The organism is uncultured Amnibacterium sp. (assembly GCF_964245895.1).
In the GTDB taxonomy this organism is placed as follows: Bacteria; Actinomycetota; Actinomycetes; order Actinomycetales; family Microbacteriaceae; genus Amnibacterium.
Genome location: NZ_CAXTOQ010000045.1, coordinates 1 through 22056 on the forward strand (window position 1 = coordinate 1; position 22056 = coordinate 22056).

Here is a 22056-nt window from a genome sequence, read left to right on the forward strand (position 1 = left end):
AGATCGTTTCCGAGCTGCTGCGATTCGGGCCGTCGACCGGTGCTGAGCTGCTCGCGGCTGTCGGGTACCCGGCGGCGACGGTGATCGACCGCGCGATCGCGCTGCACGTCGCGGGCGTGATCCGCGTGGTGACGGTGGGCGGCGAACGCCGGTTCACGGCCCGCGGGCGGACCCAGTGAACGGCACGAGCAGCCCTCGCCGGGCGGCAGCCCTTCCTCCGCTGTCGGAAGAGCAGCGCGGGAGGGTGTTCTCCGGGTTCCCGGCCGTCAAGGTCGCCTCCGGCGTCGCTGCGCGATCGGGCTGCGCCCGCCCCTGGACTGCCTGCTCCCGTGCTGGGGCGGCACAGCCGCATGTGCGGCTCCGAGCCCGTTTCCGTCACGCCGACGCGCAGGGCAGGGCACGGGCGCTCTTCCCGTGCCACGCTCGGAGCGCCGGTGGGATGGACACGGGCGTGCCTCCCCGTTTCTTGATCGTTAGCCCCCAGCGGAGCGGTTCGGGGGTCGGATCGTGACCGAGGCCGAGCCGGACATCGTGGAGTCCGCGATGGGGCCGGAGATCCGGCGGGTGCTGCGCGGCTGGTGGGCGATGTACCGCGGACCGTGCCCCCACAAGGCTCGCTCGCAGCTCGCGACGCCGCGGGACCGGACGTCCGCCTGCTGGGAGTGCCACGCCGCGTCCGGGGCGACGGCGGCGTGGACGGAGGCGGGGCCGTGCTCGGTGTGCGCCGCCCCGATGGACCCGCCGTCGCGGGTCTGGGAGGTCCCCGCCGGGAGCGTCGTCGTGCTGCTCCGGCTCTGCCCGCTCTGCACGGTGGAGCAGGCGACCGAACCGAGGAAGGAAGACCGATGAGCGACAACGGCGGGATGATCGATTGGAGCCGGGGCAGCTGGGCGGACCAGCCGGCGCGCACACCGACCGGCCCGAGGTGGTCGAGCGTCGCGGTCGTGCGGCTCCCGGTAGAGGTTCAGGCGTGCCGGTTGTGCGGTGCCCGCCGACGGCGTGGGGAACCCGACGCGGCGTGGACCGCAGACGTGCCGACGACGTACCAGCCCGGTGAGGTGCGGCGGCTGCGGGGACCCGACGGCCTGCCCTCGTTCGAGGCGGACGAGCGGCCCTGGTCGCGTCGGCACGTCGCCTGTCAGCCGGTGCGCGGCTGGCTGGTCGAGCAGGTCGGCGGGTTCTCCGTTGACGGGTTGACGGAGGCGGACGTGCAGGCGCTCGCCGCCGCGTCGGGCGTGCCGCTGACGGCGGAAGCGGCCGACTACCGCGGGCGTACGCCGTTCGGCTGGGTGACGACGGCGCACCGGACCGCGCTCGCTGCGGAGGTCGACCGCATCCTCGCGGCCCGCCGCCCGAAACGGTGCCGGGCTGGTCGGTGCGCTCTCTGCGGCTGCGGGAGGTCGACGCGCTGGACTCGGCTGCGGGGGTGGGCGTGGGCAGATGGCAGTAGGTCGGCGACCTGCGAGGCATGTACGGGCCTGCTCCGCGGGGTCGACCCGTTCGACCAAACACAGGTCCGTCTCGTCGCGCTCGCCGCTATGGCCGGGATGCGCTGGTCCCGCATGCTCACGTCAACGGCCGGTCGGATGCGGCTGTTCGTCGAGGTCGGCACGGCGGACGACCGGCACGCGGAAGCGCGGCCGTGGGTTTTCAGCCGGGAGGCGCTCGACGTGCTCCGCGATGAAGCCCACGTCTCGAACCCGGGGCTCGTCGTCGACCCGATCCGCCGTCGACTCGCGGAGGCCCGGCTCGGGCGGAAGTACCGGGCCGCTGAGGCGGCCGCACCGGTCGACCCGCTGACGGCGCTGTGGTGACGACGGCCCGGCTGCGGAGCGGATCAGTCCTCCGCAGTCGGGTCCCCGTCCGCGGTGTCCCAGTCGACCGCCTCCAGTTCCTCCAGGTCGGCCACGACGTCCACCTCGACCGCGGCGCCAGCGCCCCGCTGGTGAGCGACCATCGAGTTGACGACCGCCTCGAACATCTCCGGCGACGGGCCGACCGACACCTGCACCGGCCGGTCCGTGCCCTCGAACGCGCTGATCCGCTGCAGCACCGCAGCGGCGGCACGCACCGCCCCCGGCCGCTGATCGGTCACGTCCTGCTGGGCCGCCCTCCACAACCATTCAGCGCGAGCCCGGAGGACCTGCCGAACGTGTTCGAGGTCGGGCCGCGGCAGCCGGTCCCCGTACCGCTGCGCCGCCCTCGCGGCGTTCGTCGCATGCGCGAACCCGACCTGCTCGGCGATCTCCTCCCATGTGGCGCCGCCGACCCTGAGCAGCCAGGCCTGTTCTGCGCGCGCCGCCGCGTCCGCCCGGACCGACCGCTCCACGCTCTCGCTCATGGTCGCCACGGTGCTACGGGTGACAATTCCCGATGCTCACGTGGGCGGCGTTTCTCCGCGACGAGGGCCCCGAGCGGGCGTCGCCCGCGAGCGCTCGCGGCGTTCTGTCCCCGCACGGAGGTGCCCGCACGGCGGCCCTCGCATCTCCCGGAGGGCTGCGGCGGGTCGTTCGCCGTCAGTCCGAATAAGTTCCGACTCCGAGGAGGGTGAAGTCGTATGTGCCCGACTCGTCTGGAATTGTTGGGTTGATGCTGACTGCGGGTGAGCCGGCGTCGTTGCCGAAGACGACGAACCAGCGCAAGGACCGGCCCGGCCGAATCGGGCTCGACGGGGTGTCGGCCGTCTTGCTGTCGGTCAGGCGCCCGGCATCGGTATCTCCGTCCTGAGCTGTGATCTCGAACGATGAAGGCGTGAGCGTTACCTTCGTGTTGTTCTTCACGATTATCTCGTAGCGGGCGTAGGTCTTCGCCTTCGCGCCTTGAACGTTGACGTACTCGCCCGGTTTGTAGGTGCCCGCCTTATCGACTTCGATCATGATGTCTCGGCTGTACTTCATCCGATCCTCTTCGTTCGGCGAATAGATGTAGTACGCGCCAAACGGCTTGCTGTCATCGGCACGGACGGGCACGAAGTTGGGGCCCACGTCTGTCGGTGTCGGCGACGGCGTGGGGATTGCGGTCGGTGCAGCAGTAGTCGACACGCTCTTTGTCGTGCCTGCGCCGTCAGACGGTGAAGCGGTGCACCCGGCAAGCACGGCGGCGATTAGCGGGACGACGACAAATGAGGAACAGCGAGCTGCGCGCACGGGACTCCTTGGAACAGACGAGACGCAGACCATATCGGCCGAGCCGCGCGCGTGGGGGAGGACGCCCGTCCCGAAACTCGGCAACCTCCGGCCGCGCGTCAGGACGAGCAGCGTTGCCAGCCCCGGGCGGTCAACAAGTCGGGAGGGGTGGGGGGAGGTGAACTCCCAGGTTTCGTGCCAGTTCGTGCCACTTCCGTGCCAGAAGGGGGTGCGACACGCCGACGCAGAGCGACGCACGCTGACGCAGAATCCGCGTGGTTCCGCGGTAGTTCCGCATATCCACGGGACCGCTATATCTGTCTTCCAAACTGGTGGTGCGGGTTCGATTCCCGTCATCCCCTCCGCAAAGACATGCGCCTCATCAGGTGGTTCGCCGAGACATAGGTGTCGGCCGAAGGTCAATCGGGACATCGTGCCCCACCCTTGCCCCACGATGTTCGGCGAAGAGAGACCAGTCGGTCGTTGAGAGTTTCGCGCTCAAGGTGCTTGAGATTCGAGACGCGCAACTTACCCCCTTCTCTCTCCATCGACGAGATCCGGCGAAACGAGACGTCGGGCGCGCTGATCCATGTCGATGTGAAGAAACTCGGCAACATCCCCAACGGCGGCGACTGGCGCTATGTCGGCCGCGCCAAGGGCTACCGGAATCGGTCCGTCATCCCGAGGAAGACCTGCAAGCGCGGCATTGCTGGCGACGTGGCGCTGGGCACCGCGTTCGTCCACGTGATCGACGACCACTCCCGCGTCGCCTAGGCCGAGATGCACGGGAACGAGCAGTCACCGCCATCGGCGTCCTCCGACGCGCGACGAGCTGACTCGCCGCACGCGAGGTCACCGTAGCGCGTGCTCTCCGACAACGGTTCCGCGTACCGATCGTACGCCCCGCGTGTCGCCTGCCGCGACCTCGAGATCATCCCGAAGTTCACCCGACCCCTCCGCCCGCAGACGAAGGGGAAGATCGAACGGTTCCACCGCACCTTCGCCGACGGCTGGGCCTACCGCCGCCACTTCAACAGCGAATCAGGCCGCCGAGCAGCCCTCCCCGCGAGCGTCCATTAGTACGACCACCAACGACCCCGCACCGCGATCGGCGAAAACCACCCATCAGCAGACTGACCAGCCGCCTGGGCAGCACAACTAGGTCGTCGCCTGCTCCGGCTTCTTGTACGCCTTGGCCCAAGAATTCACGGCCCACACCATGCCGCGCTGATCGAACTGCCAGAGCGAGACCTGCGCCTCGTCCGCGAACTGCACCGCGGAGGGCGTGAAGCCACTCAGGGCGTAAAAGAGCGCACGTTGCGCTCCGTGCGCGGCGCCGCGGAGTTTCTGCACGTCTGGGCGCCCGATCGGGTTCGCATAGAACTTCACCTGCGCGGCGCCCCACTGCGAGATGACGTCGATGCCGCCGTCCGCGCCAACCTGCGTCACACGGGCATCCGAAAACCCGTAAGCGCGCATGTGACGCGCCGCCATCCACTCCGCGGCTTGCCAGGTCAGCACCGGCTCGCCGGGCACCTGCGTGTGCCAAGCGCGTTCCCGCTCAATCGCGGCCTTCCGCTGTCGGACTCCGCGCACGATGTCCAGTGCCAGGCCAACAACGGCTATGAGTGCAGCAAGAACCCACGCCGCTTGAAGGGCATCGCCCGACACGTGTAACTGGGAGATGTCGAGGGTCCGGTAGTAGGTCAGGAACCCGACGAGCAGCACGGCGATGAAGCCGACGGCGGAGCCCAGCCCGAGGTGAATGTCTCGGGCCTGGGTCGATTGCTGCTGGGCCATGTGAGCACGGTAGGAACCATTGGCACCTGGCAACGAGTTCTCCACGCGCATGTGCCCTGCTCTGGGGTCACGCGACGCAACTGCGAGCAACTACCTGACTCGGAAGTCCCACGCCACCTCCGCCGGAGTCACATTCCTCCTGCGGCGCGCAGCGCCAGAAGGGCTGGTGAAGTCCCAGATGGGATCCATGCTCACGAAAGAACGTGACGAGATCCCTCAGCCCTGCTCAGGTTCGCCGTACTCCTCGAACCACAGCGCCGCTAGCTCACGGTCCTCCGCCTCGTACCCCGGCGATCCCACGTTTCGGAAGGGGTTGGTGTCCGCTCCTGGCGGATTGAAGCGATACGAAGCGTTGTGGAGCGGCGCGCCGGGGACACCCTGACGAACAGCGAGTTGCATCTCCCTGCAAAGGTCCGGATCCACCACGGCTGACTCAAGCCAATCGTCCCCAACATTTGGCTCTCCCGCGACACCCGCCTCAAGCTCGTCTTGGCGCTTGCCTTCGATGTGTTCGCCCATCCGGAGCTGCCACCCAATCTGATGAACGCGATCGAGCACCTTCTCGACCTCCTCGGCCTCTAGGTTCTCCCTCGGCGTGATGACACCGCCCTGACTGTCGAGTTCGACGTAAAAGCCCCGTTCCTTGGCTTTCGAGTTTCGCCGCGACCACGCTTGGACCGATCCGAGAATCGTCTCGGTCTCGGCAGGATCCGTCGGTCCAGTGCCGAACCAGTACCGCTCCTCCACGAGAAACTGGTACACCGCCGCCAACTTGTTCTCGTGGCTGGCCCATAACTCGTCGAGCGCCTTGCATCGGAAGGAAGATCCCTCTGCGATGAACGCCATCTGCGCGCGCCGCTCGTGCACTGCGATCGCCTTGCCCGACTCCTCGAGTCCAAGGATTGCAAGAGACCGTGCAAGCCGCACAGCGCCGGCTTGCACGAGAGTTGCGGCAGCGCCGAACAACTGGTCGGCGTTGGCAAGCAACTCGTCCTGCAGCCGAACCACCTGAGCCGGGCTGAGATCCGGCAGCTTCCTGATGACCACAAGCAACCTTGTGCTGGGCAGGTACTGATCGCTCGACGCCCTCCCGGCGTGGCGGCCATACATGCCTCGTTCTAGCGGTAGGTGTCGTTCATCGACGGAACTCCCGGAAGCGGTTGAGTCGGTGAAATTCGCCTCGTGCAGTTGACGCCACAGCGCAGCCTCCGCTCACCGTTGCTCGCGCTTCCGCACCCTGCACGCGAGAGGAGGACTGAGGCTATGAAGAACTTCGCGGTCGATCGGAGGGCCCGATCTACCGCGCAGCAGTCGTGCGGGTTCGATTTCCATCATCCTCTCCGCACGCGAAGATGCCCGCGCTCAGTCCTCGAGCGGCCCGCCCGCCGACAGCTTCGCGACGTCCGGCGTGCCCGGCCGCTGCACCTTCACGTCGCCGCAGCGGTCCAGCCAGCGCACGAGTGCGGCCTTCTCCGCCGGGTCGACGGTGAGGTGCCAGCGCGCCTTCACGCCGATCCACGCCGCGACGTAGGTGCAGCGGTTCTTCGGCGGCATCCAGCCGGCCGGGTCGTCGTCCTCCTTCGCCTGGTTCAGGGAGGCCGTGACCGGCTGCAGCTCCCACCGGTAGCCGAGGTCGTTCCCGAACGCGATCTTCTTCCGGCTCGACCAGCTCCAGGCGCCGGCGTGCCACGCCTCCGCGAGCGGCACGAGGTGGTCGACCTCCAGCGTGTTCGGGTTGCTCGTGATCCTGCCGTCGTAGAGGCTGCGCCACCTGCCGTACACCGCGCACGACCTCGAGACGTGGTCGATCGAGATCGCGTCCCTGATCAGCACCTCCTTGCGGGTGTAGCAGCCGTCGCCGTCCGCGTCCCACTCGTCGTCGTAGTGGAACTCCGCTCGCTGGTAGCGGTGCGCGGAGTCGGGCTGCGCGACCCGCAGCTGCGCCAGGAGGGACCTCGCCGAGACGGTCTTCGGTGCCGCGTCGGCCGCATGGACGGGGCCGGCGACGAGCACGACCACCGAGGCGGCAGTGGCGAGGAGCGAGAGGGAGCGTGACCGGATGAGGACTCCTCGGACGGGAGGGAAGGGCTGCACGACGGTAGCGGGGACCGGCCGCCCCGACCAGCCCCGCCCTGTCCTGGGCGCCGGACGCAGCGCCTCAGTGACGCGCCGCCCGTCCCTCCATCTGGGTCAGGCGCGGGATGCCGCGGATGGATACGGTCGCCGCATGTCCGGGCTGTCGCGCGTCGCGCGGGTGCTGAGCGTCGCGCTCATCGCATCGAGCGCGATCTTCGCGAGCGGCCTGCTGCTGACCTCCGCGACGAACGGGACGGGCGCGATCTTCCTGCCGTTCGCCGGCGCGTTCGCGGTGATCGCCGTCGTGCTCACCCTCGCGCAGCCGGAGGTGCACCGCCTGCTCGGGAGACGGCTGATCCGCCACCGGGAAGCCTTGTACGTCGGCTCGATGCTCGTGGGGACCTCCGTCGCGCTCGCGCACGACGCGCTCGCCGCGCTGCAGGGCGGACCGACCGCCCGCGGCGCCGACTTCCTGGCGACCGCGAACCTGGTCGCACCGGCGACCGCCGTGGTCGCGGTGCTGGGGCAGGTCGTGCTGGTGGCGCGGGGCGCTCCGCGCATCCGTGCGCGGGTGACCGCACTCGTGCTGCTGGCGGCGACGAGCGCTGCGCCGGCGGGCGCCGCCTGGCTGCTCGGCCCGGAAGCGGCGCTCGGCGGCGCGGCGCCGGACGCCGGCCCGCAGCTCGCCGTCATCCCATTCGCGTTCGCGATCGGCGCCGTGCTGGTGCCGCTCGCCGCGTGGACGCGGCGCCGGTCGACCATCAGCCAGGCTCCGCGCTCCACGATGACCGGGCCGATCGCCGTCCGCTGACCACGTGTTCCGGTGACGTGGCTACCATTCCGCCATGAGCCGCGATCGCATCTGGGGACGCAGCGTCTGGCTGTGGCGAGGGCATGCCCTGCTCGCCGCCGCCTGCGTCGTGCTGGCGCTGATGTCCGAGACCGTCTCCGGACGGGTCCTGCCGATCATGGTCATCGTCGCGCAGGCGTTCCTCACCGGCTACACCTACCTGCAGTGGCGGGAGGCGCGCCGCATCCGCGACGAGTGGGGCATCGACGAGGACGGGGTCTGGAGCCGGGCCTGATCCCAGGGAACCCGCTCAGCCTGCACCCGTCGCGCCCGCGCTCCGGCCGGGCGCTGCGCATCACGGCACGCTAACGGCACGACGCCGACCGTTGAGCGGATCCGGGTCCCGGCGCACACTGCTTGCTGTGGGCAGGTCTCCGCGAGGACGCGGCGTGCGGGCCGTCGTCGGAGGCGCCGCGGCGGTCGTGCTGCTCGTCGCGCTCGCCGCGTGCTCGGGCGGCGGCACCCCGGCGGCGAGCTTCCCGCCGAGCGTCGAGGTCACCGGCGCCGCGATCCCGTACGACGGGCTGCAGCCGTGGTCGCTCGCGTCGATCCCGACGCGGTCCTCGCGCGTGCTCACGGTCTTCGCGACCGGCTCGGACCGGGGAGGCGGGCCGTGCGGGCCGCCCGTGCTGCGGCTGTCGGCGGTGGAGACCGACTCGGAGGTCCGGGTCTCGGTCGCGGGTTACCAGGAGGCCCGCGGCGCCGACCCGATGTGCGCGGCGATCGCCTACTCCCCGAGTCCGTACGAGGTGCGGCTGCGGGCGCCGCTCGGCGACCGCCGCCTCGTCGACGCGCGGTCCGGGAGGTCGCCGCGGCTGCTCGTGAGCAGCGACTACCCGGACGTCCCGAACCCGCCGAAGCCGTTCCGCACCGCGATCATGGGCTACTCCGGCGACACCCGCGCGGTGTCCCGGGCCTGGTCGGTCCAGGACGGCGCCGGGCTGACGCTGCTGGTGCAGCCGCCCGCGTCGGTCCGGACCGCCGGCCCGTACGGCCGGATCGTGCGCCAGACCGACATCGGAGGCTCCCCGGCGACCGTGTACCGGACCGGCAGCGGAGCCGGCACGCAGCGCACGGTGCAGTGGACGCCGAACGCCCGGCAGACGATCAGCGTGCGGCTCGACAGCGGGCCGGAGCGGCGCTGGACCGACGACCAGGCGGTCGCGATCGCCCGCTCGGTGACGGGGTACCGGACCACCGCGACCACCCGCCTCCCCGTGCCGTCGGTGCCGGGCACCGCCGCGGCCGTGTACAGCAGCGCCGACGGGCCCGTGCTGCACGAGCCGAACCTCCTGAAGAGCAGCGGCGTCTACGTCGGCGTCGTCTGCCAGGGGAGGGGAGCGGTGTACGTCGCGCTCCGCGGCGCGGTCCTGCAGTTCACCTGCGCCGCCGAGCCGCGCCAGTTCGTGCGGGAGAGCGTCGGCGCCGCGTCGGAGACCTTCTTCCTCGACGTCTCGGGCGACCGCGGGGTGCGCTGGTCCGTCGTCCTGGCGCGGGCGTCGCTCGACGGCTCCTGACCGCGTGCCAGGCTGGCAGCGCGTTCAGCGGAGCGTCACCCAGCAGGTCGATCGTGACGGTCGTCACGGTCGTGACCCCATCGGAAGGAACCACATGCCCGTCTCCGTCAACCTCGACAGCCTGCTCGACAAGGCCTACGAGTCGTCCTCCCTGCAGGAGATCCTCGACGCACCGGTCGAGGCCCTGGCCGGCGTCAGCCCCTCCGACGCGGAGGCGCTGAAGGCCGCGTTCAACGTCAAGACCGTCGCGGACCTCGGCAAGAACAAGTACTTCCAGGCCGCGGTCGCGCTCTACGAGCTGTCGCAGGCCGGCGCGAAGTAGGACAGGCGGCGGGACGGTCGGCGCGCGCAGACGCTCGCCGGCCGTCCTCCCGCTGCACGACTGCGCTGCGCGACCTCAGCTGCGCCGCCGCGACCGCCGCAGCGACCCCGCCGCGATGCCGCTGAGGAACCCGCCGCCCACCAGCAGGACCGCGATCAGCACCAGGCTGAAGCGGGGCGGCGCGGGGCTGTAGGTCACGTCGCTGAGCGGCGAGTAGGCGGTCCATCCGAACGCGAACGGGAACGGGGTGCTGACCAGCACGACCACGCCGGCGATGACCACCAGCAGGCCGAGCGCCAGCACCACGGCCGATCGTCGCGCCGTCACGATCGCGTCAGCGGTCCAGGTCCGCCGGCAGCGTGGCGGGGGACGGGCTCGGCGCCTGCGTGCCGATCCGCTCGATCGGGTCCTCGGCGACGATCGCGCCGTATCGCTCCAGCTGGCCGACGTTCCGCAGCGCGGAGGCGAGCCCGCCGTCGTCCGGGCCGATGAGGCCCATCGAGTGCCGGATCGTGAGGATGACGCCCATCGCGGCATCCTGCCACCGCATGGATCGGGCGTCGCGCCCCTCCGCAGCGGTGTCGGGCGCGATCCGTACGATCAGGCATGACCCGATTCGGCATCGACGCGCTGGTCGCCATCCGCCTCGCCGAGCAGGGCAGGGGTGCGCAGGAGGGCGCCCAGCTGGTCGCGCCGGCGACGATGCGATCCGACGCGCTCCGGATCGTCTACCGCCAGGTCGCAGCGGGGGAGCGGCAGGAGCGCGACGGCATCGAGCTGATCCACGCCATCGCGGGGACCCCGATGCGGGTGCTCGGCGACAAGGTCTCCCTACGGACCGCCTGGCGGATCGCCGCCGAACTCGGGCTCGACGACCCGGTGCCCGCCACGTACCTCGCCGTCACGCGGCTGCAGGCGGACGCGCTCGTCGCGCTGGATCCTGCGCTGCTCCGGCTCGCGGAGGGGGTGGTGCCGGTGGCGCCGCCCTCGGTCCTCGGGCTCTGACCTCGGTCGTTCCCGGCTCCGGTCCCGCCCCGGCTCCGCCCGCAGGAGTCGGAGCCGTCGAGCACGTCAGCAGGAAGGATCACGTTCGGCAGGAAGAACCGGCCCCGAACCTCCTGCTGTCGTGACTTCTTCCTGCCGTCGTACTCGAAGATTCCTGCTGAAGGAGCTCGGGGCCCTCCGTCCTCGGCTGGGACCGCAGAGCTCGGGCTCCGACCACGGAGCGTGTGCAGCGAACGCTCGGCGAGCACCGGTTCGATGTGGAGCCCCCGCCGAGGAGACACCATGCGCCGACCCGCCCGCATCCTGACGCTGGCCGCGGCCGCCCCGCTCACGGTGCTGGCCCTCGCCGCCTGCACGCAGCCGGTCGCGCTGCCCGCGATCCCCTCCGCCTCCGCCACCGCGGTCCCCACGCCGACCGCGACGCCGGGGCCCTCCGTCGCGGCGATCGCCGCGCTCGCCGTGCGCGAGGTCGGGGAGGGCACCGTCGTCTCCGTCGAGGACGAGTCCGCCGGCACGGAGTGGGACGTCCGGGTCGTGCTGAGCGACGGCACCGTGCAGGAGGTGCACCTGGCGCGCGACGGCACCGTCCTCGCCGGACCGAGCGCCGACAGCACGGACGCGAACGCCGAGTCCGCGAACCGCGCTCAGGTGGCCGCCGCGTCCGTGGCGCTCGATGCGGCGCAGCGGCGGATGCTCGCCGCCGTCCCTGGCGGCCGGGTGACCGGGATCGAGCTCGACGACTACGAGGACCGGGTGGTCTGGCAGGGCGACGTGCTGGACCCGGAGGGGGTGCGGCACGACGTGCGGATCGACGCGGTCAACGGCTCGGTCCTGCTGGACCGCGCCGACGCGGAGCGGACCCCCGCGACGGGTTCCTGATCCCGCTCCGAGGGACCGCCCATCTTCCCGCTCCTAGCGTCGGGGGACGATCCCCGACGGAAGGCACCCGCGATGACGTTCGGCACCACTCTCCTCCGCGCGACGGTCGGCGGCCTGTTCGTCGGGCACGGCCTGCAGAAGCTCGTCGGCGCGTTCGAAGGCCCCGGCCTCGACGGCGTCGAGGGCATGATGCGCTCCCTCGACATCCGGCCGGCCCGCCAGAACGCGATCGCCGTCGCCTCGGCGGAGACGTTCGGCGGAGCGGCGCTCGCGCTGGGCGCCGCGACCCCCGCGGCCGGCGCCGCGCTGATCGCGACGATGGTGACGGCGGTGCGCAAGGTGCACCTGAAGAACGGCGTCTGGAACAGCAAGGGCGGCTGGGAGTTCAACGCCGTGCTCACGGCGGCGATCGTCGCGATCGCGGCCGAGGGTCCCGGCCCGATCTCGTTCGACGGCCTGCTCGGCCGGTCGCGCTGGGGCGTGGCGGGCGGGCTGGTCGCGCTCGCCGGGGGCATCGCGGGCTCGTACGCCGTGACGGAGTACGCGAAGCGCGCGGCACCGGAACCCGCCGCCGAGGCCCCGTCCGCCTGAGCGTCCGGGCACAGCGGGCATACGGGGCGCCCCCAGACGTTGTGGGCAGGATCATCGACTGACGAACGGAAGGACCGCCACGTGAGCAACGTCGAATCGCCCACCAACGTCGAGGCCAAGGCAGAGCCGGTGCTCGACCAGACCCAGGCCAGCGCCGAGGACATCAACGGGACGCAGCAGTTCCTCGCCCCCGTCGTGATCGCGATGCAGGCGCTCGCGATCGACGGCAAGCAGGCCCACTGGCACGTCCGCGGCGAGAACTTCATCGCCGTGCACGAGCTGCTGGACAAGGTCGTGAAGCACGCGAGCAAGTACGCCGATCTGGCCGCGGAGCGCATCGTCGCCCTGGGCCTGCCGGTCGACGCCCGCCTCACGACGATCGCGGCCAGGAACCCGCTGCCGGAGATGAAGGACGGGTTCCAGAACTACGGCCCGATGATCCAGCAGGTCGTCGCGCAGATCGATGCCGCGGTCGCGGTCGTGCGGGAGGCCGTCGAGGGGCTCGACGACATCGACCTGAACAGCCAGGACGTCGCGATCGAGATCGAGCGCGGACTCGTCGAGGACCGCTGGTTCCTCGCCGCGCACCTCGCGACGGACTGACGCCGCGTCGCGCCGAGGGGCCGACCCGCTCGCCGGGCCGGCCCCTCGGGCGCGACCGGGGCGCAGGCGGCTCCCGACTCGCTAGACTCTCCGCCGGTCGTTTCCGGCTTCACCGCGGCGCTCCCTCGCGGGACGCCTCCGCGGGGCGTAGCTCAGCTTGGTAGAGCACCCGCTTTGGGAGCGGGAGGCCGCAGGTTCGAATCCTGTCGCCCCGACCACCGAAGGCGCGTCCGGATGCGCAGCCGAGACTTGTGAACGAAGGATCGAGGAACACGCCCATGGTCACCACGACCGTCGAGAAGCTGAGCCCGACGCGGGTCAAGCTCGCCATCTCCGTGCCGCCGGAGGAGCTGAAGCCCTCCATCGCCCACGCGTACACGCACATCGCCGAGGACGTCTCCATCCCCGGCTTCCGCAAGGGCAAGGTGCCGCCGCCCATCATCGACCAGCGCGTCGGTCGCGGCGCCGTGCTCGAGCACGCGGTCAACGAGGGCATCGACACCTTCTTCCGCGAGGCCGTCGCGGCGAACGACATCCAGCCGCTGGGCCGGCCGGAGGCGGACATCACCGCCTGGCCGGACGCGAAGGACTTCTCGGGCGACCTGGAGCTGACCGTCGAGGTCGACGTGCGCCCCGACATCGAGCTGCCCGAGCTGAGCGGCCTGACCGTGACCGTCGACCCGGTGGAGGCGTCCGAGGAGGACGTCGCCAAGCAGCTCGACGAGCTGCGCGGGCGGTTCGGCACGCTGAGCACCGTCGAGCGCCCCGCGAGGTCGGGTGACTTCGTGCAGATCGACCTGCTGGCCACCATCGGCGGCGAGCAGGTCGACACCGCCAGCGCGATCTCCTACGAGATCGGCTCCGGCGAGCTGATCGAGGGCATCGACGAGGCGCTCGAGTCGCTGACCGCGGGGGAGTCGACCACGTTCGCGTCGACCCTGCTCGGCGGCGACCACGAGGGCGAGGAGGCGGAGATCGCCGTCACCATCCTTGCCGTCAAGGAGCGCGAACTGCCGGACCTCGACGACGACTTCGCGCAGATGGCCAGCGAGTTCGACACCCTGGACGAGCTGCGGGCCGACGTCGTGCGCCAGGTCGAGCAGCAGGGCCGGTTCGCCCAGGTCTCCCAGGCGCGGGACAAGGTCGCCGACGCGCTGCTCGCGAAGGTCGAGGTGCCGGTCCCGCCCGCGCTGATCGAGGACGAGGTGCACCGCCACCTCGAGAGCGAGGGCCGGCTCGAGGACGACGAGCACCGCGCCGAGGTCACCGAGGCCAGCGAGAAGGCCTTCCGCACCCAGCTGCTGTTCGACAAGGTCGCGGAGCAGGAGCAGATCGGCGTCTCGCAGGACGAGTTCGCGCAGTACGTCGTGCAGTCCGCCCAGCAGTACGGCATGCAGCCGCAGGAGTTCATCGAGGTGCTGCAGCAGAACAACCAGCTGCAGTCGATGTTCGGCGAGGTCGCGCGCAGCAAGGCGATCGGCGTGCTGCTCGGCAAGGTCGAGGTCGTGGACACCACGGGTGCCGCGGTCGACCTGAGCGACTTCATCGTCGCCGACGCGCCGGCGGACGTCGCCGACGAGGAGACCGACGAGCCCGTCGAGCAGATCGCGGACGCCGAGGCGGAGGTCGTCGCCGAGGCGGAGGCCCTCGCGGCGGAGACCGCTCCGGAGAAGCCGAAGCGCACGTCGCGGAGCAAGGCCGCTACCACCGAGACCGAGCCGGAGGTCGCGCCCGAGGCGTGATCTCCGACTCGATCGAGCTCACGAGGGCGGGTGCAGACGATGCACCCGCCCTCGCGCGCATCCACCTCCGTGCTCGCGCCGCGGCCGGTCCGGCGTTCCCGCCGCCCGTCCACGCCGACGAGGACCTCCTCCCGCATCTGCTGCGGGACGTGCTCCCGGCTGCGGAGGCATGGCTCGCCCGCATCGACGGCGAGCCGGTCGGCTACGCCGTGCTCGAGGGCGATGACCTGCTCGCCGACCTGTACGTCGACCCCGTCGCCCAGCGCCGCGGTGTCGGGGATGCGCTGCTGATGCACGCGAGGGCACGGCGTCCGCGTGGTCTGACGCTGTGGGTGTTCACGACCAACACCGGTGCGCAGGGGTTCTACTCGAGGCGGGGCTTCCGGGTCGTCGGCGGCACCCCCGGCGACAACGAGGAGGGCGCCCCCGACCTCCGCATGCGGTGGGCCCCGGCCTGAGTCCACGCGGCGCCTCCCTGGCGAGTGCTTGAGCAGGACAGAACGGCTTCAGCAGGACAAGAACGCGCGTTGTGTCCTGCTGACCGCGATCTGTCCTGCTGAGGCGCTCGGAGGGCGCTTCGGGCATCCGGGCCCGCCTTCGCAGGGCGAGTGCTTCAGCAGGACAGAACGGCTTCAGCAGGACGAAACGCGCTAGCGCGTTCTGTCCTGCTCTGCGTGCTGAGTCCTGCTGAAGCGCTCGGAGGCGGGCGGCTCATCAGTCCTGGGACTCGTCGCGCTGCGCGGCCGCCTCCACGGCGGGCGCCAGCTCGTCGGTGGTGAGCAGATCGCCGCGGTAGTTGCCGGTCCGGTACGCGGCGCGCGCGATCATGTGCGCCGACACCGGGATGGTGATCAGCTGCAGCGCGGCCACCGGGACGAGGGCGGGAACCAGGTCCCAGCGGCCGTTGCCGACGGCGATCGCCGCGAGCACGCAGAGCAGCCCGAGCACCTGCGGCTTCGTCGCCGCGTGGAGGCGGGAGAGCGCGTCGCCGAAGCGCAGCAGGCCGACGCCGGCTGCGACGGTGAGCAGCGCTGCGACGAGCAGCAGGACGTCGGTCACGATCGTCACGCGTCGTCCCGCCCGCCGGTCGGCCGGAGGTCGTCGAGGTCGAGCCCGGCGTCGTCGAGGCCAGCGACCTGCTCCTGCGCCCGCTCGAGCACGCCCTTCGCGTCCGGCACGGTCGCGAGCGGATCCCTACCGGTCTGATCGGCCTCCGAGCGGTCGTGCTTCGACACCGACCGAGCGACCGCGATCGTGGCGAACGCGGACGTGCCCGCCAGCACGAGCAGCACCGGCAGCAGGTCCGTGCGCCGCTGCAGCGCCATCACCGCGCCGAGCACCAGCGTCATCGTCGTCAGCAGCACGTCCGACGCGATCATCCGGTCGAGGATCGTCGGGCCGCGCACGACTCGGTACACGGTGAGCGCGGCGCCGACCGCGAAGAGCGCGCCGACGAGCGCGAGCAGCACGCCGTGGAGGTTCACGCGACCACCCCCTGCTCGCCGGGGGAGCCGATGGCCCGCACGATGCGGCGCTCGGCCGCGAGGACGGAGCGGCGGGCGGCCTCCAGCTGCTCCGGGGTGCCGCCTCGCAGCACGTGGAGGTAGAGGATCGACTCCGCGCGATCGACCTCCACGATCACCGTGCCGGGGATCAGCGACGTGATCATCCCGGCCAGGGACAGCACGAGGTCGTCGCGGGTGCGCAGCTGCGCGGCGATGACGCCGGAGCGCGGCCGGCGCGACGGCGCGATCGCGGCGAACGCCTGACCGGCGACCTGCACCGACGCGACGACGACCGAGCCGAGCAGCCAGCCGAGCAGCGCGACCGCCGCGATCGGCCGGAACCGGCCGACGTGCGGCACCGGCGGCAGCTCGAACACCCGCACCACCACGACGGCCGTGACCAGGCCGGTCAGGATCGTGAGCGGCTCGACCGACCGCCACAGCATCAGCCACAGCACGACCAGCCCGAGCACCAGGGGAGCCCCGGTCCTCCAGCGGCCGGTACGGGCCCTCGACCCGCTCATCGGCCGAGCACCCCCCGCACGTACACGTCCCAGTCCTGCAGCGTCGCGCCCGCCTCCGTCGCGTAGGCGTAGAGCGGCCCGGCGAGCACGGTGATGGCGAGGCCGAGCACGACCATCCCGCCGGTGGCCAGCACCATCGGCCTCGCGAGCGCTCGGGAGTCGACCGTCTCGGGGCGGAACGGGTCCTCGTGCAGCTCGCGGGTGAGGCGGGACCCCTCCGCGACCTGCTGCATGGGACGCCAGAAGGACAGGTTCCACACCCGCACCAGGGGGTAGAGCGTGAGCAGGGAGGTCGCGGTCGCGACCCCGACGACGACGTAGGTGAGGGGGTCGTGGGCCGCGACGCCCGCCTCCAGCAGGCCCAGCTTGCCGAGGAAGCCGGAGAAGGGCGGGATGCCGCCGAGATTGAGCGCCGGGATCAGGTAGAGGGCGCCCAGCAGGGGCGACGCCGCCAGCAGGCCCCCGACGCGGGTGATCGTCGTGGTCCCCGCCCGCCGCTCGATCAGCCCAGCGGTCAGGAACAGGGTCGTCTGCACGACGATGTGGTGCACCGTGTAGAAGATCGCGGCGGCCGTGCCCGCGGCGGTGCCCAGACCGACGCCCATGATCAGGTACCCGATGTGGCTGACCAGGGTGAAGGACAGCATCCGCTTGATGTCCGCCTGCGCGATCGCGCCCAGCACGCCGACGACCATCGTCAGCATCGCGATCAGCAGCAGGAGGGGGTTCAGCTCCGGCCCCGGGAACAGCGTCGTCTCGGTGCGCAGGATCGCGTAGACGCCGACCTTGGTCAGCAGGCCGGCGAAGACGGCCGTGACGGGGGCCGGCGCCGTCGGGTAGGAGTCCGGCAGCCAGAACGACAGCGGGAACACGGCGGCCTTGATCCCGAACGCGGTGAGCAGCATCACGTGCAGCAGGATCTGCACGCCCGGCGGCAGCTGCGCGACCCGCTCCGCGATCTGGGCCATGCTCACCGTGCCGGTCGCGGCGTAGATCGCCCCGACCGCGGCGAGGAACAGGGTGGAGGAGACCAGGCTCACCACGACGTAGGTGGTGCCGGCCCGGATGCGCGGCTCGGTGCCGCCGACGGTGATGAGCACGTAGCTCGACACCAGCAGGATCTCGAAGCCGACGTAGAGGTTGAACAGGTCGCCCGCGATGAACGCGTCGAAGACGCCGGCGCCCAGCACGAGGTACGCCGGGTAGAAGATCGAGACCGGCGCCTCCCGGTCGTCGCCGTCCGCGATGCCCTGGCCGATGGAGAACACGAGGACCGCGAGCAGCACGGCGGCCGACACGGTGAGCAGGAGCGCCGAGAGCCGGTCGACGACGAGCGAGATGCCGAACGGCGCGGACCAGCCGCCGACCTGCATCACGAGCATCGTGCCGTCCGCGACGGCCGCGATCAGCGCGATGCCGATGCCGAGCACCGCCGTCAGCGCGACCGCGGCGATCAGCCGCTGGAGGCGCGGGCGGCGGGAGAAGAGCATCGCGACGGCGGCGCCCAGGATCGGCACGATCACGACGAGCGGCACGAGGGCGGTCATGCGTCCCCTCCCGGCCGGTCGAACTCGCTCTCCTCGTCGGCGCTCGCCGCCTCCGGCTCGGGCTGCTCGCCCGCTCGCACGGCGACGTCCGCCTCGTCCCGCTCGACCCGGTCCTCCTGGGCGAGGCGCCACGACCGGTAGACGAGCGCCATCAGGAACGCCGAGACCGCGAAGGTGATGACGATCGCGGTGAGGATCAGCGCCTGCGGCAGGGGGTCGGAGGGGGGCCCGAGCGAGCCGGGGCCCACGCCGGCCGGTTCCGACGCGTCGCGAAGCGACGTGGCGGCCGTGCCGGTGGGGACGATGGGCGGCCCTCCCGGCACGCCCGACAGCGACAGCAGCAGCAGGTTCGTCGCGTTGCCGATCAGCAGGATCCCGATGATGATGCGCGTCACGCTCTTCTCGAGCAGCAGGTACACGCCGCACGCGTAGAGCACGGCCATCGCGCCGAGCAGGGCGACCGAGACGCTCATCGCCGAGCCGCCTCGGGGCGCTGGGCCTCGGCGGCGCTCTCCTCGGCCGTGCTCTCCTCGTAGGCGCGGTCGACCTCGCCGCCGAGCGACCGGAGCACGTCCAGCACGACGCCGACGACGATGAGGTACACGCCGATGTCGAATATCGACGAGGTGCTGAAGGAGATCGTGCCGAACCAGCCGAGATCCGCGCCGAGGTAGGCGGAGGTGAGCGCGGCCTCGCCGAGCAGCAGGGGCACGGCGACCGTGCCGGTCGCGATGACGAGCCCGAGCCCGAGCAGCACGCCGGCGTTGAGCGGCGCGGCGAGCCCCAGCTCGTACCGGCCGGCCGCGAGGTACCTGGCGGTCAGCGCGAGTCCGGCGACCAGCCCCCCGGCGAAGCCGCCGCCCGGCGCGTTGTGGCCGGCGAGGAGCAGGTAGACCGACACCACGATCAGCGCGTGGAAGATCAGCCGCACCGCGACCTCGAGCAGGATCGAGCGGTACCGCGGCTGCAGGGTCCTGCCCGCGAGCAGCCAGGTGCCGGTCGTCACCTCCGGGTCGACGGCGTCCCGCCGGAACAGCCGCCGGCGGTGCCCGCGGAGCGCCGGGAGGCGGTCCACGCGGCCGCCGACGAAGACGAGGCTCGCGACGCCGGTCGCGGCGGCCACGAGAACCGTGATCTCGCCGAAGGTGTCCCAGCCGCGGATGTCGACCAGCACGACGTTCACCACGTTCGCGCCGTGCCCCACCTCCACCGCCAGCCGCTCGAACTCGGTCGAGATCGGGGTGGCCGTGCGCGCGGCGAGCGTGCTCAGCACGATCGCGACCATCACGGCGGCGACCGCGATCCCGAGCGCCGCCCGGATCAGCGGGTGGGTGGTGGCGGCGTGCGCGACGCCGAGCCGGGCGGGCAGGCGGCGGAGCACCAGGACGAACGCGACGAGGGTGACCAGGTCGACGAGCACCTGCGTCAGCGCGAGGTCGGGGGCGCCCTGCAGCCCGAACAGCACGGCCATGCCGAGACCGGTCACGCCGACCAGCACGACCGCCTGGAACCGCTTGCCGGCCACCGTCGCCGCGATCGCGGCGACGGACATCAGCACCGCCGTCACCACCTGGCCCCACGTCGCGAACAGGCGGGGCACGGCGAGGATCCCGGTCGAGAGCAGCACGGCCGCGGTGCCGCCCGCGAACACGGTGAGGATGATCGCGAGGTAGCGCGGCAGCGACCCGGTCTGGATCGCAGCCGTCGCGCGGGTGGCGGAGAAGTCGAGGGCGCGCAGCGTCCGCTGGTAGCCGCCCTCCCCGGTGCCCGGCAGCCGGGCCGCCTGCAGCACGGGAGCGAGGCGGGTGCGCAGGAGGAACAGCGCCAGGCCGCCGCCGATCGTCAGCACGGACAGCCCCAGCTCGGGCGTGAGGCTGTGCCACAGCACCAGGTGCGTTGCCTCGCCGGGCATGCCGCGCGCGGCAGCCACCGCGGCCGGCTCGACCACCGGGCCGGCGAGCGGGCCGAGCACCAGACCAGAGAGCGCCAGCAGCAGCGGCGGCGCGAGGAAGGCGGCGCGCTCGGGGTCGATCTCGGTCTGCACGACGACGCGCTTCGTCGCGAAGGCGCCCCACACGAACCGGAGGGCGTAGGCGACGGTGAGCACCGACCCCACCACGACGCCGGCGAGCCCGATCGCGGACCACGGCTGCGGCCCCTCCCCGAGCGCGATGAGCGCGGCCTCCTTCGTCACGAAGCCGAGCAGCGGCGGCAGGCCCGCCATCGACGCGGCCGCGAGCCCCGCGGTGACGGCGAGGACCGGCAGGCGCCTCCCGAGTCCCGAGATGCGCCGCAGGTCGCGGGTGCCGACCGCGTGGTCGACGATGCCGGTCACGAGGAACAGCGTCGACTTGAACAGCGCGTGCGCGACGAGCAGCGCGAGCCCCGCGGTCTGGCTCGCGGCGGTGCCGAGCGAGCACACGATCATGAGGAAGCCGAGCTGCGCGACGGTGCCGCCCGCGAGCACGAGCTTCAGGTCGTGCTCGCGCAGCGCGCGGATGCCGCCGAGCACCATCGTGATCAACCCGAGGCTGACGAGGGTCTCCCGCCAGCCGGGCGCCGCCGCGAAGGCGGGCGCGAGCCGCAGCACCAGGTAGACCCCGGCCTTCACCATCGCGGCCGCGTGCAGGTACGCGGACACCGGCGTGGGCGCGGCCATGGCGCCGGGCAGCCAGAACGAGAACGGCCAGATCGCGGACTTGGTCACGGCGCCGGCCAGCACGAGCGCGACGCCGACGACCGCCAGGGGATCGGTGAGCGGAGGAGGTGAGGCGACGAGGCCGGACAGCGTCGACCGCCCCGCCGCGTCCTGCAGCAGCACCAGCCCGACCAGCATCGCGAGGCCGCCCAGCGTCGTCACGAGCAGCGCCTGCAGCGCCGCGCCGCGGCTGGCCCGGCGGTCGGTGTAGTGCCCGATCAGCAGGTAGGACAGGACGCTCGTCAGCTCCCAGAAGGTGAAGAGCAGGAACACGTCGTCGGCGAGCACCAGCCCGTACATGGCGCCGGCGAACGCCGTGAGCGTCGCGGCGAACCGGCCGAGCGCCTGCTCGTCGTCGTGGAAGTAGGAGACGCAGTAGAGCAGCACCAGCGCGCCGACGCCGGTGACGACGAGGGACAGCGTCCAGGAGAGGGCGTCGAGCCGCAGATCCAGGGCGAACCCCAGCTGCGGCAGGTACGCGAACCGCTCCTGCACGCCGCGCTCCAGGGCGGACGACGTCTGCGTGAGCGTGAAGACGAACGCGGCCGCCGGCGGCACGGCGCCGATCAGGAACGCCCTCGTGCCGAGCCGGCGGGTCGCCGAGGGCAGCACGATCGCAGCGGCCCCGAAGAGCAGCAGCAGCACGAACACGGCGGGCTCCCGTCGTTCGAGGCGGGGGTCGGACGCCGTCGGAGGACCGGACGGCCGCCCCGAGTCTACCGGCCGTGCCCCGATCCCGACCCGTGGGATCGGGCGGTGCAACGCCGACGGCGAACAGCGCAGTAGGCCCGGGGGCCGATCACTACCGTGGTGCTCACGCTTCACCCCGACCTGAATGGAAGTGCTGCGAATGGCCGACTTCAGCCCGACCCCCAGCGTCTTCGACCGCCTCCTGCGCGATCGGATCATCTGGCTCGGCAGCGAGGTTCGCGACGAGAACGCGAACGAGATCGCCGCCAAGCTGCTCCTGCTCGCCGCCGAGGACAGCGAGAAGGACATCTACCTGTACATCAACTCGCCCGGCGGCTCGATCACGGCCGGCATGGCGATCTACGACACGATGCAGTTCGTCCCGAACGACATCGTCACCGTCGGCATCGGCATGGCCGCCTCCATGGGCCAGTTCCTGCTGACGGCCGGCACGAAGGGCAAGCGGTACATCACGCCGAACGCGCGCGTGCTGCTGCACCAGCCCTCCGGCGGCTTCGGCGGCACCTCGTCCGACATCCAGACGCAGGCGCAGCTGATCATCGACATGAAGAACCGGCTCGC

General features: G+C 71.7%; 28 protein-coding genes and 1 tRNA gene. 16 read left to right on the top strand and 13 right to left on the bottom strand.

Going from position 1 to position 22056, the window contains the following annotated elements; translation table 11 throughout:
* Nucleotides 1-507: 507 nt before the first annotated feature.
* On the top strand, nt 508-849 hold the full coding sequence (locus ACFE60_RS08375; RefSeq protein ID WP_375388394.1) for a hypothetical protein: 342 nt from the start codon (nt 508-510) through the stop codon (nt 847-849).
* 182 nt (nt 850-1031) lie between these two features.
* Nucleotides 1032-1814: a hypothetical protein gene (locus tag ACFE60_RS08380; RefSeq protein ID WP_375388395.1), complete on the top strand. Its 783-nt coding sequence runs from the start codon at nt 1032-1034 to the stop codon at nt 1812-1814.
* Nucleotides 1815-1837: 23 nt separating this feature from the next.
* On the opposite strand, the gene ACFE60_RS08385 is transcribed toward ACFE60_RS08380, so the two are convergent.
* Together ACFE60_RS08385 and ACFE60_RS08390 are read right to left on the bottom strand one after the other, a co-directional pair.
* Entirely contained in the window at nt 1838-2341 is a 504-nt protein-coding gene (locus tag ACFE60_RS08385) for a hypothetical protein (protein ID WP_375388396.1), read from the bottom strand.
* A 175-nt stretch (nt 2342-2516) separates the two neighbouring features.
* Nucleotides 2517-2984, bottom strand: a complete 468-nt coding sequence (locus ACFE60_RS08390) for a hypothetical protein (protein WP_375388397.1) — start codon at nt 2982-2984, stop codon at nt 2517-2519.
* A 648-nt stretch (nt 2985-3632) separates the two neighbouring features.
* Between ACFE60_RS08390 and ACFE60_RS08395 the strand changes: the two genes are divergently transcribed.
* Together ACFE60_RS08395 and ACFE60_RS08400 are read left to right on the top strand one after the other, a co-directional pair.
* On the top strand, nt 3633-3899 hold the full coding sequence (locus ACFE60_RS08395; RefSeq protein ID WP_375388398.1) for a hypothetical protein: 267 nt from the start codon (nt 3633-3635) through the stop codon (nt 3897-3899).
* A gap of 90 nt (nt 3900-3989) precedes the next feature.
* Nucleotides 3990-4205, top strand: a complete 216-nt coding sequence (locus ACFE60_RS08400) for an integrase core domain-containing protein (RefSeq protein WP_375388399.1) — start codon at nt 3990-3992, stop codon at nt 4203-4205.
* 78 nt (nt 4206-4283) lie between these two features.
* On the opposite strand, the gene ACFE60_RS08405 is transcribed toward ACFE60_RS08400, so the two are convergent.
* The 3 genes from ACFE60_RS08405 to ACFE60_RS08415 form a co-directional block, all read right to left on the bottom strand.
* Nucleotides 4284-4925 (bottom strand): restriction endonuclease, encoded by a 642-nt coding sequence (locus tag ACFE60_RS08405; RefSeq protein ID WP_375388400.1) that lies wholly within the window; start codon nt 4923-4925, stop codon nt 4284-4286.
* Nucleotides 4926-5141: 216 nt separating this feature from the next.
* A complete protein-coding gene (locus tag ACFE60_RS08410; protein ID WP_375388401.1) occupies nt 5142-6035 on the bottom strand; it encodes an AbiV family abortive infection protein in 894 nt (297 codons plus the stop codon).
* Between the two features lie 252 nt (nt 6036-6287).
* Entirely contained in the window at nt 6288-6944 is a 657-nt protein-coding gene (locus ACFE60_RS08415; protein WP_375388402.1) for an HNH endonuclease family protein, read from the bottom strand.
* A 208-nt stretch (nt 6945-7152) separates the two neighbouring features.
* Between ACFE60_RS08415 and ACFE60_RS08420 the strand changes: the two genes are divergently transcribed.
* The 4 genes from ACFE60_RS08420 (at nt 7153) to ACFE60_RS08435 (ending at nt 9690) form a co-directional block, all read left to right on the top strand.
* Nucleotides 7153-7812, top strand: coding sequence for a hypothetical protein (locus tag ACFE60_RS08420; protein WP_375388403.1), 660 nt, complete (start codon nt 7153-7155; stop codon nt 7810-7812).
* Nucleotides 7813-7846: 34 nt separating this feature from the next.
* Nucleotides 7847-8086, top strand: a complete 240-nt coding sequence (locus ACFE60_RS08425) for a hypothetical protein (protein WP_375388404.1) — start codon at nt 7847-7849, stop codon at nt 8084-8086.
* A gap of 154 nt (nt 8087-8240) precedes the next feature.
* Entirely contained in the window at nt 8241-9368 is a 1128-nt protein-coding gene (locus ACFE60_RS08430; RefSeq protein ID WP_375388405.1) for a hypothetical protein, read from the top strand.
* A gap of 94 nt (nt 9369-9462) precedes the next feature.
* Nucleotides 9463-9690, top strand: coding sequence for a hypothetical protein (locus tag ACFE60_RS08435; protein ID WP_375388406.1), 228 nt, complete (start codon nt 9463-9465; stop codon nt 9688-9690).
* Nucleotides 9691-9765: 75 nt separating this feature from the next.
* Here ACFE60_RS08435 and ACFE60_RS08440 read toward each other — a convergent pair whose 3' ends face one another.
* Nucleotides 9766-9996, bottom strand: coding sequence for a hypothetical protein (locus ACFE60_RS08440; protein WP_375388407.1), 231 nt, complete (start codon nt 9994-9996; stop codon nt 9766-9768).
* A 28-nt stretch (nt 9997-10024) separates the two neighbouring features.
* Complete coding sequence (locus ACFE60_RS08445) at nt 10025-10219, bottom strand: hypothetical protein (RefSeq protein ID WP_375388408.1); 195 nt, start codon at nt 10217-10219, stop codon at nt 10025-10027.
* A 77-nt stretch (nt 10220-10296) separates the two neighbouring features.
* Here ACFE60_RS08445 and ACFE60_RS08450 point away from each other — a divergent pair, with 77 nt between their 5' ends.
* The 7 genes from ACFE60_RS08450 (at nt 10297) to ACFE60_RS08480 (ending at nt 14968) form a co-directional block, all read left to right on the top strand.
* Entirely contained in the window at nt 10297-10695 is a 399-nt protein-coding gene (locus ACFE60_RS08450; RefSeq protein WP_375388409.1) for a hypothetical protein, read from the top strand.
* 282 nt (nt 10696-10977) lie between these two features.
* Nucleotides 10978-11574 carry a PepSY domain-containing protein gene (locus ACFE60_RS08455; protein ID WP_375388410.1) on the top strand — a complete coding sequence of 199 codons (597 nt, stop codon included), beginning with the start codon at nt 10978-10980 and terminating at the stop codon, nt 11572-11574.
* A gap of 72 nt (nt 11575-11646) precedes the next feature.
* Nucleotides 11647-12165, top strand: coding sequence for a DoxX family protein (locus ACFE60_RS08460; protein WP_375388411.1), 519 nt, complete (start codon nt 11647-11649; stop codon nt 12163-12165).
* A 129-nt stretch (nt 12166-12294) separates the two neighbouring features.
* Complete coding sequence (locus ACFE60_RS08465) at nt 12295-12768, top strand: Dps family protein (RefSeq protein WP_375388420.1); 474 nt, start codon at nt 12295-12297, stop codon at nt 12766-12768.
* Between the two features lie 141 nt (nt 12769-12909).
* A tRNA-Pro gene (locus ACFE60_RS08470) sits at nt 12910-12986 on the top strand.
* A 60-nt stretch (nt 12987-13046) separates the two neighbouring features.
* Nucleotides 13047-14510: a trigger factor gene (gene tig, locus ACFE60_RS08475; RefSeq protein WP_375388412.1), complete on the top strand. Its 1464-nt coding sequence runs from the start codon at nt 13047-13049 to the stop codon at nt 14508-14510.
* Nucleotides 14507-14968 (top strand): GNAT family N-acetyltransferase, encoded by a 462-nt coding sequence (locus tag ACFE60_RS08480; protein ID WP_375388413.1) that lies wholly within the window; start codon nt 14507-14509, stop codon nt 14966-14968. The genes tig and ACFE60_RS08480 overlap by 4 nt, the downstream gene beginning before the upstream one ends.
* Nucleotides 14969-15224: 256 nt before the next feature.
* Here ACFE60_RS08480 and mnhG read toward each other — a convergent pair whose 3' ends face one another.
* Genes mnhG through ACFE60_RS08510 form a run of 6 tightly spaced genes read right to left on the bottom strand, consistent with a single transcriptional unit; the run spans nt 15225 to nt 21435 of the window.
* Nucleotides 15225-15578, bottom strand: a complete 354-nt coding sequence (mnhG, locus tag ACFE60_RS08485) for a monovalent cation/H(+) antiporter subunit G (protein ID WP_375388414.1) — start codon at nt 15576-15578, stop codon at nt 15225-15227.
* A complete protein-coding gene (locus ACFE60_RS08490) occupies nt 15575-15994 on the bottom strand; it encodes a monovalent cation/H+ antiporter complex subunit F (RefSeq protein WP_375388415.1) in 420 nt (139 codons plus the stop codon). Before ACFE60_RS08490 ends, mnhG begins: the two co-directional genes overlap by 4 nt.
* Nucleotides 15991-16539 carry a Na+/H+ antiporter subunit E gene (locus tag ACFE60_RS08495; RefSeq protein WP_375388416.1) on the bottom strand — a complete coding sequence of 183 codons (549 nt, stop codon included), beginning with the start codon at nt 16537-16539 and terminating at the stop codon, nt 15991-15993. The genes ACFE60_RS08490 and ACFE60_RS08495 overlap by 4 nt, the downstream gene beginning before the upstream one ends.
* On the bottom strand, nt 16536-18086 hold the full coding sequence (locus ACFE60_RS08500; RefSeq protein WP_375388417.1) for a Na+/H+ antiporter subunit D: 1551 nt from the start codon (nt 18084-18086) through the stop codon (nt 16536-16538). Before ACFE60_RS08500 ends, ACFE60_RS08495 begins: the two co-directional genes overlap by 4 nt.
* Entirely contained in the window at nt 18083-18559 is a 477-nt protein-coding gene (locus ACFE60_RS08505) for an NADH-quinone oxidoreductase subunit K (RefSeq protein ID WP_375388418.1), read from the bottom strand. Before ACFE60_RS08505 ends, ACFE60_RS08500 begins: the two co-directional genes overlap by 4 nt.
* Nucleotides 18556-21435 (bottom strand): Na+/H+ antiporter subunit A, encoded by a 2880-nt coding sequence (locus ACFE60_RS08510; protein ID WP_375388419.1) that lies wholly within the window; start codon nt 21433-21435, stop codon nt 18556-18558. The genes ACFE60_RS08505 and ACFE60_RS08510 overlap by 4 nt, the downstream gene beginning before the upstream one ends.
* Before the next feature lie 199 nt (nt 21436-21634).
* On the opposite strand from ACFE60_RS08510, the gene ACFE60_RS08515 reads away from it, so the two are divergent.
* Nucleotides 21635-22056, top strand: a 422-nt coding sequence (locus tag ACFE60_RS08515; protein WP_375388421.1) for an ATP-dependent Clp protease proteolytic subunit, incomplete at its 3' end; no start/stop codon positions are given.

What these genes read in the sequence shown, in the direction of transcription:
- ACFE60_RS08405 (WP_375388400.1), bottom strand. Translation starts at nt 4,925, where the DNA reads ATGGCCCAGCAGCAATCGACCCAGGCCCGAGACATTCACCTCGGGCTG.
- ACFE60_RS08450 (WP_375388409.1), top strand. Translation starts at nt 10,297, where the DNA reads ATGACCCGATTCGGCATCGACGCGCTGGTCGCCATCCGCCTCGCCGAG.
- ACFE60_RS08505 (WP_375388418.1), bottom strand. Translation starts at nt 18,559, where the DNA reads ATGAGCGTCTCGGTCGCCCTGCTCGGCGCGATGGCCGTGCTCTACGCG.
- ACFE60_RS08410 (WP_375388401.1), bottom strand. Translation starts at nt 6,035, where the DNA reads ATGTATGGCCGCCACGCCGGGAGGGCGTCGAGCGATCAGTACCTGCCC.
- ACFE60_RS08495 (WP_375388416.1), bottom strand. Translation starts at nt 16,539, where the DNA reads ATGAGCGGGTCGAGGGCCCGTACCGGCCGCTGGAGGACCGGGGCTCCC.
- ACFE60_RS08435 (WP_375388406.1), top strand. Translation starts at nt 9,463, where the DNA reads ATGCCCGTCTCCGTCAACCTCGACAGCCTGCTCGACAAGGCCTACGAG.
- ACFE60_RS08500 (WP_375388417.1), bottom strand. Translation starts at nt 18,086, where the DNA reads ATGACCGCCCTCGTGCCGCTCGTCGTGATCGTGCCGATCCTGGGCGCC.
- ACFE60_RS08425 (WP_375388404.1), top strand. Translation starts at nt 7,847, where the DNA reads ATGAGCCGCGATCGCATCTGGGGACGCAGCGTCTGGCTGTGGCGAGGG.
- ACFE60_RS08385 (WP_375388396.1), bottom strand. Translation starts at nt 2,341, where the DNA reads ATGAGCGAGAGCGTGGAGCGGTCGGTCCGGGCGGACGCGGCGGCGCGC.
- ACFE60_RS08445 (WP_375388408.1), bottom strand. Translation starts at nt 10,219, where the DNA reads ATGGGCGTCATCCTCACGATCCGGCACTCGATGGGCCTCATCGGCCCG.
- tig (WP_375388412.1), top strand. Translation starts at nt 13,047, where the DNA reads ATGGTCACCACGACCGTCGAGAAGCTGAGCCCGACGCGGGTCAAGCTC.
- ACFE60_RS08455 (WP_375388410.1), top strand. Translation starts at nt 10,978, where the DNA reads ATGCGCCGACCCGCCCGCATCCTGACGCTGGCCGCGGCCGCCCCGCTC.
- ACFE60_RS08460 (WP_375388411.1), top strand. Translation starts at nt 11,647, where the DNA reads ATGACGTTCGGCACCACTCTCCTCCGCGCGACGGTCGGCGGCCTGTTC.
- ACFE60_RS08420 (WP_375388403.1), top strand. Translation starts at nt 7,153, where the DNA reads ATGTCCGGGCTGTCGCGCGTCGCGCGGGTGCTGAGCGTCGCGCTCATC.